General features: G+C 56.8%; 13 protein-coding genes. 9 read left to right on the top strand and 4 right to left on the bottom strand.

What is annotated here, in order from left to right:
* Window position 1: 1 nt before the first annotated feature.
* The 7 genes from JT718_RS03840 (at window position 2) to JT718_RS03810 (ending at window position 7,942) form a co-directional block, all read left to right on the top strand.
* On the top strand, window positions 2-784 hold the full coding sequence (locus tag JT718_RS03840) for an enoyl-CoA hydratase/isomerase family protein (protein WP_205500549.1): 783 nt from the start codon (window positions 2-4) through the stop codon (window positions 782-784).
* A gap of 155 nt (window positions 785-939) precedes the next feature.
* Entirely contained in the window at window positions 940-2,439 is a 1,500-nt protein-coding gene (locus JT718_RS03835; RefSeq protein WP_205500548.1) for a lipopolysaccharide biosynthesis protein, read from the top strand.
* Between the two features lie 19 nt (window positions 2,440-2,458).
* Complete coding sequence (dut, locus tag JT718_RS03830) at window positions 2,459-2,905, top strand: dUTP diphosphatase (RefSeq protein ID WP_205500547.1); 447 nt, start codon at window positions 2,459-2,461, stop codon at window positions 2,903-2,905.
* 122 nt (window positions 2,906-3,027) lie between these two features.
* On the top strand, window positions 3,028-4,035 hold the full coding sequence (locus JT718_RS03825) for a sugar phosphate nucleotidyltransferase (RefSeq protein ID WP_205500546.1): 1,008 nt from the start codon (window positions 3,028-3,030) through the stop codon (window positions 4,033-4,035).
* 17 nt (window positions 4,036-4,052) lie between these two features.
* On the top strand, window positions 4,053-5,810 hold the full coding sequence (locus JT718_RS03820; protein WP_205500545.1) for a tetratricopeptide repeat protein: 1,758 nt from the start codon (window positions 4,053-4,055) through the stop codon (window positions 5,808-5,810).
* A complete protein-coding gene (lolB1, locus tag JT718_RS03815) occupies window positions 5,803-6,564 on the top strand; it encodes a lipoprotein insertase outer membrane protein LolB1 (protein WP_205500544.1) in 762 nt (253 codons plus the stop codon). The genes JT718_RS03820 and lolB1 overlap by 8 nt, the downstream gene beginning before the upstream one ends.
* Window positions 6,551-7,942, top strand: coding sequence for a murein hydrolase activator EnvC family protein (locus tag JT718_RS03810; RefSeq protein WP_205500543.1), 1,392 nt, complete (start codon window positions 6,551-6,553; stop codon window positions 7,940-7,942). Before lolB1 ends, JT718_RS03810 begins: the two co-directional genes overlap by 14 nt.
* A 449-nt stretch (window positions 7,943-8,391) precedes the next feature.
* Here JT718_RS03810 and JT718_RS03805 read toward each other — a convergent pair whose 3' ends face one another.
* From JT718_RS03805 to JT718_RS03790, 4 genes are all read right to left on the bottom strand, one after another.
* The gene (locus tag JT718_RS03805) at window positions 8,392-9,111 is read right to left on the bottom strand and encodes an SAM-dependent methyltransferase (RefSeq protein WP_205500542.1); all 720 of its coding nucleotides are present in this window, start codon (window positions 9,109-9,111) and stop codon (window positions 8,392-8,394) included.
* Between the two features lie 155 nt (window positions 9,112-9,266).
* Window positions 9,267-10,034 (bottom strand): alpha/beta fold hydrolase, encoded by a 768-nt coding sequence (locus JT718_RS03800; RefSeq protein ID WP_205500541.1) that lies wholly within the window; start codon window positions 10,032-10,034, stop codon window positions 9,267-9,269.
* Window positions 10,035-10,073: 39 nt separating this feature from the next.
* Window positions 10,074-10,652, bottom strand: a complete 579-nt coding sequence (locus JT718_RS03795; RefSeq protein WP_205500540.1) for a PH domain-containing protein — start codon at window positions 10,650-10,652, stop codon at window positions 10,074-10,076.
* A 60-nt stretch (window positions 10,653-10,712) separates the two neighbouring features.
* The gene (locus JT718_RS03790) at window positions 10,713-11,429 is read right to left on the bottom strand and encodes a pyridoxine 5'-phosphate synthase (RefSeq protein ID WP_205500539.1); all 717 of its coding nucleotides are present in this window, start codon (window positions 11,427-11,429) and stop codon (window positions 10,713-10,715) included.
* Between the two features lie 117 nt (window positions 11,430-11,546).
* On the opposite strand from JT718_RS03790, the gene JT718_RS03785 reads away from it, so the two are divergent.
* Together JT718_RS03785 and JT718_RS03780 are read left to right on the top strand one after the other, a co-directional pair.
* Window positions 11,547-12,008 carry a GatB/YqeY domain-containing protein gene (locus JT718_RS03785; RefSeq protein WP_205500538.1) on the top strand — a complete coding sequence of 154 codons (462 nt, stop codon included), beginning with the start codon at window positions 11,547-11,549 and terminating at the stop codon, window positions 12,006-12,008.
* 12 nt (window positions 12,009-12,020) lie between these two features.
* Window positions 12,021-12,530 carry a CvpA family protein gene (locus JT718_RS03780; RefSeq protein WP_205500537.1) on the top strand — a complete coding sequence of 170 codons (510 nt, stop codon included), beginning with the start codon at window positions 12,021-12,023 and terminating at the stop codon, window positions 12,528-12,530.
* The last annotated feature ends 77 nt before the right edge of the window (window positions 12,531-12,607 follow it).

The following is a 12,607-nucleotide window of genomic DNA, read 5'->3' as shown; positions in this document are numbered from 1 at the left end:
CATGACCCAATACAACAACCTTCTGCTGGAGAACAAAGGCGGTATCTTGTTTATCACGGTGAACAGACCAAGCAAGATGAACGCCCTTAACATTGAGACGGTGAAGGAACTAAATGCCGCCATGCAGGCAGTGTACGATGATCCGGAGGTGCGGGGAGTCATTCTGACGGGGAGCGGCGAGAAGGCATTTGTGGCGGGGGCAGACATTGCCGAAATAGCCGAGCTGAACGAGGTGAACGGCCGCCGTTTCGCGGAGCGCGGGCAGGATGTCTTTTCCATGATTGAAGAAAGCCCCAAACCCGTGATTGCCGCCGTAAACGGCTTCGCCCTGGGCGGCGGATGCGAACTGGCCATGGCCTGCCACATCAGGGTGGCCAGCGAGAACGCCCGTTTCGGGCAGCCCGAGGTGAACCTGGGCTTAATCCCAGGGTACGGCGGCACCCAGCGCCTTACGCAGTTGGTGGGCAAAGGCCGGGCCATGGAGCTTATGATGACCGGCGATATGATCTCGGCGACCGAGGCCCGGGAATTTGGGCTGGTGAACCACGTGACCACCCCCGAAGGTCTCCTGGACAAATGCCTGGAGATCATGCAGAAGATTGTGGCCAAGGCTCCGCTGGCCGTGGGCATGATTGTAGACTGCGTGAACGCCTGGTATGACAAAGAAGAAAACGGCTACCAGACCGAGGCCAACTCCTTTAGCCGGTGCTGCGGGTCAGATGACTTCAAAGAAGGCACTGCCGCGTTCCTGGAGAAGCGCAAACCCGTGTTCAAGGGAGAATAAATTAGTTAGCACGCTGCTGTAGACCCTGCCATACGTTCACTGCCTGCTCCCGTTTTGGGCTTGGTTTTTAGAAAACCGGCTTAAAACGGGAGTAGCTGTAAATAGCAGGTTGTTTCCTGAGCAGCCTTTGATTGAGAATACCCCATTAGCCAATTATGAGTATCGCTAAAAAACTGCTGGGCCAGACCGCGGCGTATGGCCTGAGCAGTATTGTGGGCCGGGCCTTGAATTACCTGCTGGTGCCCCTGTATACCGGTGTGTTTGCGCGCGAAGAGTACGGGGTGGTGACCAAACTGTACGCCATTGTCGCGTTCCTGAACATTGTGTACACCTTTGGCATGGAGACGGCCTTTTTCAGGTTCGCCAACAAGCCCGGGGTAGACCGGCGGGAACTGTACCGCAAGGTGCAGACGCTGCTGGTGATGTCCAGCCTTCTTCTAACTTTAGGGATTGTCCTGTACGCGGCACCTATTGCGGCGGCGCTGGGATACGCCGGCAAGGAAGAATACATTATCTGGCTGGCCATTACCATGGCGGTAGATGCCGTCTCGGCCATTCCGTTTGCGCGGTTGCGGCTGGAGAACCAGGCCATCCGGTTTGCCGTCATCCGGCTGACCAATATTTTCCTGGTCATCGGGGGCAACCTGTTTTTCCTGCTGTTCTGCCGGCACGTGTACCAGGGCAAGTACCTGGAGGCGCTGCGGCCCTTCATCTCGGCCATCTATGACCCAGAGCTAGGAGTTGGTTATATTTTCTTAGTGAACATGGTGGCCAACCTGCTGTTCATTCCCATGCTGTGGCGCGAGTTCGCTGATTTCCGGTTCCGGCTACGGCTGCGGGAGATGTGGCCCATGATGGTGTACGCGTTCCCCATCCTGGTCATGGGCCTGGCCGGGGCTACCAATGAGATGCTCTCCCGGATCATGCTGGAACACTGGCTGCCCGAAGGGTTTTACCCGGGCGTAACCAATGAGCAGGCCCTGGGGGTGTTTGGGGCCACCTATAAACTGGCCATCATGATGAGCCTGATGATCCAAGCATTCCGGTACTCGGCGGAGCCGTTCTTTTTCTCGCAGTCGCAGGAGAAGAACTCGCCGGCCACGTTTGCCGTGGTCATGCGCTGGTTTGTGATTGTGTGTGCCCTGGCGTACCTGGGCATTAGCGCCAACTTAGACCTTTTCCAGTATTTTCTGGGGCAGGAAGCCTACCGCACGGGTCTGGAGATTGTGCCGGTGCTTTTGCTGGCCTACCTGTTCAACGGCGTGTACTACAACCTCACGGTCTGGTTCAAACTCACCGACAGAACGTACTACGGCACCTACATCACCATCTTCGGGGCCCTTGTCACGGTGGTGGCCAACTATCTGCTTATTCCGGTCATGGGCTACATGGGCAGTGCCATCGCCGCCTTCCTGTGTTACTTTGCCATGTCGGTGGTCTGTTACGCGCTGGGGCAGAAGTTTTTTCCGGTGCCGTACCCTATCAAAGCCATTCTGGGCTACCTGCTGCTGGCCACGGGGCTCATCTGGCTGGCGAACGCGCCGGAGATAGGGCATTTCTGGTTGCGGCAGGCGTACCACCTGGCGCTTTGCCTGGTGTTTGTGGCGGTGGTATGGGCGATAGAGAAGCCTGCCCTGCGGCGTGTAAATAGATAATTCCTTATATTAGCTGTCTATGAATACCTCACTTCCTGTCAAAGTCATCAATTTGGGCAAGCATCCCTTGCCTGCTTACGCTACTGAGCATTCTGCCGGGTTAGACCTGCGCGCCAACCTGGAGGCGCCGGTTACCCTGAAGCCGCTGCAGCGCACGCTGGTGCCCACGGGGCTCAGCATAGAACTGCCCGAGGGCCACGAAGCCCAGATCAGGCCCCGCAGCGGCCTGGCCTTCAAGCACGGCATTTCCATTGTGAACACGCCCGGTACCATTGACGCCGATTACCGCGGTGAGATCAAGGTCCTGCTGGTGAACCTCTCAGACGCGGATTTCGTGATTGAGGACGGCGAGCGCATTGCCCAGATGGTGGTGGCCCGGTATGAGCGGGTGGCCTGGCAGCCGGTAGAGGAACTGTCCGAAACCCAACGGGGCACCGGCGGTTACGGAAGTACCGGTAAAATTTAAATTTTATATTTTCGGTTTTTACTCTATTTTCGAAAAAATAGGCTTAAAACGGGAAGCATCCATATCTAAATTGGCTTAAAACCGTACGAGGCCTTACTTAAGCAACCTATTTAAGAGACACTATGAGAATTATTGTACCAATGGCTGGCATGGGCAAGCGCATGCGTCCGCACACCCTTACTGTTCCTAAGCCACTTGTCCCCATTGCCGGGAAACCAATTGTGCAGCGTTTGGTGGAAGACATTGCCAAGGTGTGCCAGGAGCCCATTGAAGAAGTAGCCTTCATCATTGGTAACTTCGGGAAGGAAGTAGAGGCAAAGCTGTTGAAGATTGCTGAGTCTGTGGGGGCCGTGGGCTCTATCCATTACCAGGACCAGCCCTTGGGCACCGCCCACGCCATCCTTTGCGCCAAAGAAGCCCTGCGGGGCAACGTGGTGGTGGCGTTCGCCGATACCCTGTTCAAAGCCGATTTCAAGCTGGACACCTCTGCCGAGGGAACCATCTGGGTACAGAAAGTGGAAGACCCGCGTCCGTTTGGCGTGGTGAAGCTGAACGAGCAAGGCCACATCACTGAGTTTGTAGAAAAACCGCAGGAGTTTGTGTCTGACCTGGCCATCATTGGGATCTACTACTTCAAAGACGGCGAGTACCTGCGCGATGAGCTGCAGTACCTGCTGGACAATGACATCAAAGACAAAGGCGAGTACCAGATCACCAACGCCCTGGAGAACATGAAGTCGAAAGGCTCGGTGTTCATCCCCGGCCAGATCTCTGAGTGGCTGGACTGCGGCAACAAAGACTCTACCGTGTACACCAACCAGCGCTACCTGGAGTACATCAAAGACGAGGAAGGTTTAGTGGCCAGTTCTGCGCAAGTAACGAACTCTGTGATCATTCCGCCTGTTTATCTGGGAGAAAACGTAGTACTGAACAATTCGGTGGTAGGTCCGCACGTTTCCATTGGAAACAACACGCAGGTAGCCGGTTCAGTGATCAGCAACAGCATTGTACAGGAGAGCAGCAAGGTGAATAACGCCCTCATCTCCAACTCAATGGTAGGGAACTTCGTTGTATACGAAGGCGTTCCTTCAGACCTGAGCGTAGGCGACTATAACGTACTGCGGGGCTAGACTGCAAAAGTAATTTTATGTTGAAAAGAGGACTCACGATAGTGGCCGCTTTGTGCGGGATGGTGGTAGTAAGTGAGCAAAGCTTCGCCCAGTCTGAGCGCAGGAAAGAGAAGAGCACCCCTTCTGAAATGACCGGTGCGCCTTCGCTAACCTTGAGCCCGCAGGAGCAGCAACTAAGTGAGTCCTATTTTCTGGAAGGCATGAAGTTCTTCATGCTGGAAGAATACAACAAAGCGCTGGACCGTTTCCAGCGGGCGTACGCCATAAGCCCCACCAACGCGGCGGTGAACTACAAATTGGCAGAGACCAGCCTGCTGCTGGGCAGTGTGCGCGGGGCCCTGCCGTTTGCCAAGGCCGCCCTGGAGCTGGAGCCCTCCAACCCGTATTACCACCTGCTGCTGGCGCAGATCTACACCAACCAGCAGCAGTACGATGATGCTATTAAGGTATACGCCCGCCTTACCCAGGAGCTGCCCAACACCGAACAGTACCTCTTCAACCTCACGGACCTTTACCTGTCTAAAAACCGCCTGGACGATGCCCTGCGCACCTTAGAGCAGATTGAACAGAAATACGGGCTCATTGAAGAGATTTCCTTCAAGAAACAGCAGATCTACCTCAAGCAAAACAAGCTGGAGCAGGCCCTCAAGGAAGGAGAGAGCCTAATCTCCTCCAACCCAGAGGAAGCCCGCTACCTATTGGCCCAAGCCGAGATTCTGGCCGCCAACAAGCGCATCGCCGACGCCACCAAAATGGCCGAGAAGGCCCTGCGGGTAGCCCCCGATAACGCCTATGGCCGCCTAATGCTCGCCGACCTGCTGCAACAGCAAGGCAAAACCGCTGAGGCCGATGCCCAGCTGGAGCTTGCCTTCGGGAACCCCGTGCTGGACATTGACTCCAAGGTAAAGATTTTGGTAGACTACATCCGGCGGTTGCCCAACGAGAAAGTAGCGGCCCAGGCCATTAAACTAGCCGAACTTACCACCCGGGCCCACCCGCGCGAAGCCAAGGCCTTTGCCGTGGCCGGCGACATTTACGTGAACGCAGACCGTAAGCTTCCGGCCCGCGATAGTTACCTCAAGGCGGTGGCCCTGGACCCCAACCACTTTAAAATCTGGCAGCAGATTGTGCTGCTGGACGGAGAGATGAACCAGAACGACTCCCTGATTGCGCATTCAGAGCGGGCCCTGGAGTTTTTCCCCAATCAGCCTATGTTCTGGTTTTACAACGGAACGGCCCATCTCATCAACAAGAACTACCCCAAAGCCACCAAAGCGCTGGAATACGGCCGGCGGCTGGCGGGAAACAACCTGGAACTGCAGCTGCAGTTCAACCTGCAGCTGGGCGACGCTTACCACTCCCTGGAGCAGTTTGCCCTGTCTGACCAGGCGTACGAGGCCGTTCTGGCGCTAGACCCAAACAATCCGCACGCACTCAACAATTACAGCTATTTCCTGTCTTTAAGGGGGCATAACCTGCAGAAGGCAAAAGCCATGGCCGGTACGCTGGTGGCCCAGCACCCCGATAATCCCACCTACCTGGATACGTATGCCTGGGTGCTGTACAAGCTCAAAGAGTACCCCGAGGCGAAACGCCTGCTGGAAAAAGCCGTAGCTGCTTCTTCAGACGCCACCATTATTGAACACTACGGCGATGTGCTTTACCAACTGGGCCAGCGGGAACTAGCGTTGAAACAGTGGGTGCGGGCCAACCAGGTGGGCGGCGCGTCTGAGGCCATCAGCAAAAAGATCAAAGACAAGAGACTGTATGAATAGCATCAAGATTATCTACGCGTTGGGGTTAAGCTTACTGGTACTTACCGGATGTCAAAAAAAGGCTACCCCGGGCGCCTCTGGGCCGGTGGCGCCGGAAACCCTCAACAAGGTAAGCGTGCTCAATACAGATTACACCTACTTCACGGCCAAGGGGAAAGTGCAGAGCGAGAACAGCAAGCTCAGCGCCAACCTTACCCTGCGCATGAAGAAAGACGAGGTCATCTGGGCCTCGGTGCAGGCCCTGGGCTTTGAGGCCGCCCGCCTCAAAGTGACCCCAGACTCGGTGTACGTGGTGAACCGCCTCAAAGACGAGTACCTGGTGGGCTCTTATGACATGCTGCGCCAGCGCTACAACGTTGACGTGGACTTTAAAACCCTGCAGGAGATCATCATCGGGAATTTTGTGCCCGGCGACCCCAAACGGGAGAAACTGGAGCAGGACGGACCCATGCAGCACCTGCGTACCCTGCGCTCCAACCTGCAGATTGACCAGTATGTAGACACCACCCGCTATAAACTCAAGCGGGCCGAGGTGCGCAATCTGCAAACCAAAGACTACATGAGCGTAGATTACCAGGAGTTTGAGGACGTGAACGGCCGCCCCTTTGCCATGGCGCTGCTGCTCTCCATCCAGCAACCCGAGGGGAATGCCGCCAAGACCAACGTGGTGGCGGTGAAGCACAGACAGGTTTCCACGTCTGAAACTTCCCTGGATTTTCCTTTTTCTGTACCTTCGAACTATGAACGTAAATAGGGCGGGGCTACTTTATCTTTTTTTATTCTTTTTCTTCATTGGTTTAAGCACTGCGGAGGCACAGCAGAAGAAAACCACGCGTACCACATCCAAGGCATCGGCCCGGAAAAAAGCGCCGGTTAAGAGCAAAGCGCAGCTGGAGCGCGAGAAAAACGCCAACCTGAAGCGCATTCAGGAGGCCAACCGCATCCTGCAGCAGACTGCCCAGAAAAAGCAGGCCTCCCTGGGGCAACTGAACGTGATCAAAGAAAAGATCACGGTGCAGAAAGGCGTCATCAACAACATTTCCTCTGAGATACAATACCTGAACCGCGACTTGCGTACCACGGAGGAAAAAGTGGCCGACGCGCAGACCGATCTGCAGAAGCTCAAGAAAGAATACTCCCGCCTCATCTACGCCGCCTCCAAAACCGCGAATAGCTACAACAAGCTCATGTTCCTGTTCGCCTCAGATTCCTTCAACCAGATGATGCGCCGCATGCGGTACCTGCGGCAGTACACCGAGGCCCGGAAGCAGCAAGCCGCCGCCATTGAGGCACTGCAGCAAAAGCTGAACGGCCAGCTGAACACGCTTTCGTCGCAGAAGCAACAGAAAAAGAGTCTCCTGAACGTGCAGCTCAAAGAGAACCAGAACCTGCTCTCCATGCATGACCAGCAAGACCAGGTGATTCAGCAGCTGAGTTTGCAGGAGCAGTCATTGAAGCAGGAGGTAGAGCAGCGCCAGAAAGCCGTGCGGCAGTTAGATAAGTTGATTGCGGCCATTGTGCGGGAAGAGATTGCCCGCGCCGCTCGGGCCGCCGAAGCTGCTGCCAGGGCCAAAGCCGCCCGGGAAGCCGCCGCCGCTGCCGCCAAGGCCGGTAAACCAGCGCCAAAACCCGCCGCTTCGGGCAATGCGGGAAGTACCGCCAAAACCACCGTCTCCCGCACCGACCGCGTGACCCTCACGCCCGAGGCCGCCTTGCTGTCGTCTAACTTCGCCGGTAACAAAGGCCGTTTTGCCTGGCCGGTAGAGCGCGGGTTTATCTCGCAGCGGTTCGGGCGGCAGGCTCACCCGGTGTTGAAGGGCGTGGTGGTGGAGAACCGCGGCATTGACATCCAGACCGGAGCCAACGAGCAGGTGCGCGCCATCTTCGGTGGTAAGGTCCTGGCGGTGCACACCATTCCGGGTATGAACAACATTGTGATGGTGCAGCACGGGGAATACTTCACGGTGTACGCCAAGCTGCGCTCCGTGAGCGTGACCGAAGGCCAGGAAATCAGCACCAAGCAAACCATAGGCACCGTTTACACCGATGCCGAGGGCACCTCTGAACTGCAGTTCCAGATCTGGAAGAACCAGACCAACCTGAACCCGCAAGGCTGGCTCATGCCTAAATAAGAAAAGGTGTTTCGGGCCAGATTTCTGGAAAGTGGGCGTGAAATACCCTTGATTAGGGCGATTTCATTTGTAATGGCAATGTCCTGTGATTTGCCTCAAGTCTCGCGAGGTTGCCAGCGAAGTAGCGGTTGTTGGTGAGAACACCAACAACGGCGGAGTTCACGGACCTAGTGAACGGTGGAGGGTTTCGTGGAGCAGGCGATGGATTGTGTGATTGCGGGGAAGTGAGAGCACCAATCACGGCGGAACGGACTCCAACGGCGGAGTTGCTGCTTTGAAGATATTCCCTAAATAAACTTGCGCTTTGGGGCTGTTTTCAGAGAATCAGCCCCAAAGCGCAAGTGCCAATCTGTTTTTCAATTCTTTTTCCTATCCTGTCTTAACTGCTGGGTCAGACAACTCTGTTCTTAGCTTCTTTTTAGAGAAACAGCCCGAAAACTGCGGAAGGTTTAGCGTTTATAGATCAGGAATACCGCGGGTTGCTTGTGCAGGTCGGGCACGTTGCCTTTCCAATCGGCGATGCGCCGGGTTTTGATGAACTCGTTGGGGCCCGTGATGCTGGCCGCGATGCAGAGTTTGGTGTCTTTGCTGAGGTGTTCCAGCAGATCCTCCACCATTTGCCGGTTGCGGTAGGGCGTCTCCATGAAGATCTGCGTCTGGTCTTTCTGTGCCATTTCCTTCTCTAACGCTTTCAGGGCCTGAATGCGGTCGCGCTTCTCAATGGGCAGGTACCCGTGGAACGCAAACGACTGCCCGTTGAAGCCCGAGGCCATCAGGCCCATCAAAATTGCCGAGGGCCCCACCAGGGGCACTACTTTTACCCCGTGCTGGTGCGCCAAGCGGGCCAGCTCTGCCCCCGGATCGGCCACGCCGGGACAGCCAGCCTCTGAGATCACGCCGGCGTCTTGCCCGGCGAGCAGCGGCTTCAGGGCCGCCGTCAGTTCCGCATCAGAAGAGTTCTTGTCAATCACCGTGATCTGCAGTTCCTCTATGGTCTGGGTGGGCGCAATGGATTTGATGTACCGGCGGGCGGTGCGGGCATTCTCCACCAGAAAATACCTGAGCTGCGCGGTGACCTCGGCCACCTGCCGGCAGATGACCGCCTGGGCAGTGTCTTCGGCCAGGACCGTGGGAATCAGGAAAAGGGTGCCTTTGGCGGGAGTGCTCATGTTTTTTCGGTAGTTTGTCTAAAAGCGGCTCAAAACAGGTGGGCCGCTTTTCGCTCTTCGTCATCCTGACAGGATCTGGTGGGCGAACGGTAAAGGTCTTCGTTCAGGCGCTATAATCGTTTTAAGCCAAGCTGCCTTGACGTGAATATGAGTCTTTAACCCCGCAGAAATTCCATGGTCAGGCGGTAGAACTGCTGCGGCTGTTCGGCGTGCAGCCAGTGGCCGGCATTCTCAATGGTTTCTACCCGGGCATTGGGGAACAGGGCCTGAATCTGCGGCAAGTCCTGCTCTGGTTTGATGTAGCGCGAATTGGCGCCCCGCAGAAACAGGGTGGGTTTGGTGAAAGGCGTGTCAGACGCAATGTTGCCCAGGATGTAGGGCAGGTTGCGCTCAATGGCGTCAAGGTGCAGGCGCCAGGCAAAGCTGTTGTCTTCCTGGCGGTACAGATTCTTGAGCAGGAACTGGCGGGTGCCCATGTCTTCCACCTTTTGGGCGAGCTGGTCATCGGCCTCCTGGCGGCTCTGGATGGCGTTGAGGTCAATGGACCGGAAGCCGGCAATAATGTCGTCGTGGTGCGGTGGGTAGGCTTTGGGGGCAATGTCGGCCACCAGCAGTTTGGCGATCTTCTCTGGGTGCTGCAGCGCGAAGTTCATGGCCACCTTGCCGCCCATGGAATGCCCAATGAGGTAGATGTCCTGTAACTGGTGCTGCTCTACAAACTCCAGCAGGTCATCGGTCATGAGCTGGTAGCTGAACTCCTCTGAGTGCGGCGAGCGGCCGTGGTTGCGCAGGTCAATGAGGTACACCTGGTAGGTTTTGGAGAACTCGCGGCCCAGGGTCTGCCAGTTGTCCAGCGTGCCGAAGAGGCCGTGTAAGATGAGCAAAGGGTGGCCTTGGCCAAGTACTTTATAGTTTAATTCCATAGTTGGAGCGTTGAAGGCGAGGGTTGTTTTAGGTCTGTTTTACAGAAAACAGACCCATTTCGTTCTGGTTTGGTACGGCACGCGCGGCCAAAGGGCTTTCAGTTGGTCCAGGTCCAGGAGCAAAGACGTGATCTTCACCTGCCGGCCGTCTGTGAGCGTAAGCGTCAGGTAGCGGTAAGAGCTCCAGAAAAAACGCCGGGAAGGTGTTTGGGTCTCCACCATCTCCCTAACGGAACGCTGGTCCAGCAGGTACCGGCCGCTGGGCTGCAGGAGCAAGGCGGCATTGGTTTCTTTCTCCAGCTCCAGCGCGTTCTCCCGCTCGTGCCGCCAGTACTGCACGTGCACCAGCAGGGTAGGCAGCGCGAACAGGAACAGCACCGAGCCCAGCGCAATGGCAATGCCTTTCTCCAGGGGCGTGTCGGTTTGGTTGCGCAGCAGCAGGCCCAGCATGGAGCCACCCAGCCAAAAGCTCAGCAAAGACCAGAACACCATCTTAAACTGCCGCATGGGCGAAAGGTAGAACACCCGCTGCTGCCGCCGGAACAGCCACGCCAGGAACCGCACCCCAAACTGGGCCGCAATGACCAGGGCCGTTATTTTAAGCAGCAGGCCCAGCATGGCAGCGCGGTGTTTTGGAGCCGTTTTTCCTGAAAAGGGCCAGAAACAAAGGATGCCCCATCAGAAGTTAAGTTGGCGCAGGTACAGCTGAATGGTGTTCTCCAGGCCGTAGTACAGGGCATCACAGATGAGCGCGTGGCCAATGGAAACCTCGGCCAGGTTAGGCAGTTGCTCTTTCAGGTAGCGGAGGTTGTCCAGGTCCAGGTCATGGCCGGCGTTCAAGCCCAAGCCGCATTCTTTCGCTACGCGGGCGGCCTCGGCGTAGGGTTTCACGGCCGCTTCGCGATTGGCGTGGTACTGGTGCGCGTAGGCCTCGGTGTAGAGCTCAATGCGGTCGGTGCCGGTGAGGGCGGCGCCTTCCACCTGCGCGTTGATCGGGTCCACGAAGATGGAGGTGCGGATGCCTTCGGCTTTGAACTGGGCAATCACGTCTACCAGAAAATCTTTGTGTTGGAGGGTGTCCCAGCCGGCGTTGGAGGTGATGGCGTCCGGCGCGTCGGGCACCAGGGTCACCTGCTCGGGCTTCACGGCCAGAACCAGTTTGATGAAGTCTGGCGTGGGGTTGCCCTCAATGTTGAACTCGGTGGTGACCACGGCCTTGAGGTCGTAAACGTCCTGAAACCGGATGTGCCGCTCGTCGGGCCGAGGGTGCACGGTGATGCCCTGCGCCCCGAAGCGCTCGCAGTCCAGGGCGGCCTGTACTACATTTGGGCGGTTGCCGCCGCGGGCGTTCCGTAGCGTGGCTATTTTATTTATATTTACGCTCAGTTTCGTCATGTTATGCTTACGTTAGCGTTTTTCCAGATGAATGGGGCAAAGATAAAAGAAACTTGACGTCACGTGCCTACTGATTTATGACCCCGGTGCCCCGGCACCTTTACCCTTGATAAAACTATGAGTTTAAAAGAAAAAGTGGAGGCTGGCATTAAGCAAGCCATGCTGGCCAAAGATAAAACCCGCCTGCAAGCCCTGCGCGGCATTAAATCACAGATTCTGCTGGCCGAGACCGAGAAAGGCGGCGTGCAGGCCCTTACCCCAGACACTGAGCTGAAACTGCTGACCAAGGCCGCCAAGCAGCGCCGCGAGTCGGCGGAGGTGTACCGCTCCCAGGCCCGCCCCGATCTGGAGGAGATTGAACTGGCCGAACTGGCCGTGATTGAGGAGTTCCTGCCCAAGCAACTGGACGAAGGCGAACTGCGCGAGCGCCTGCTGGAGATCATCCAGCGCGTGGGGGCCCTGGGACCCTCAGACATGGGCAAAGTGATGGGCGTGGCCTCCCGCGAATTGGCCGGCCAGGCCGACGGCAAAGCCATTTCCAACGCCGTGAACGCGCTGTTAAACAACACCAACGCCTAACACTGTCTACGGGTGAGCACGTTTGACCTCTTTCTGCTTTTGCCGGTGGCCTACGGAGCCTTCCGGGGTTTTTTCAAAGGATTGATCCTGGAGATCGCTTCGCTGGCGATCCTGGTGATCTTATCGGTTTTCGGGATGAAGCTGGTGGGCCTGGTGACGCCGCCGGTGCACCAATGGCTGGGCGACAGCGCCGGCTTTCTGCCCTTTTTGCCGTTTCTGCTGGTGTTCATCGGCATCGGCTTTGCCGTGCGGGCCATTGGCATGGTGGTGAAGAAAGGTGTGCACCTTACCCCGTTCGGGATGATGGACAACCTGATTGGGTCCGGTATTGGGGCGGCCAAGTGGGCGTTCGCCATTTGCCTGCTGGTGTACTTTGCCAACGCCACCGGGCTAGACGTTGCCTTCCAGAGCGTGAAAGCGTCTGAGGTGTACCCGTACTACCTGGAGGCCGCGCCCGGCGCCTGGGCGTTTGTGCAGTGGATTGTGCCCTTCGGCCGCGAGGCCCTGGAGTCTTTCGTGTAAGGTATTCTTAAAGCTTAGTCCAAGGCTGTTTTAGGCCGGTTTCTCCCAAAACCGGCCTAAAACAGACCTTTGGTTTT

The organism is Rufibacter psychrotolerans (assembly GCF_016924645.1).
GTDB lineage: Bacteria > Bacteroidota > Bacteroidia > Cytophagales > Hymenobacteraceae > Nibribacter > Nibribacter psychrotolerans.
Note: the sequence above shows the minus strand (reverse complement) of the source record. Positions and strands in the feature narration are given on the sequence as shown.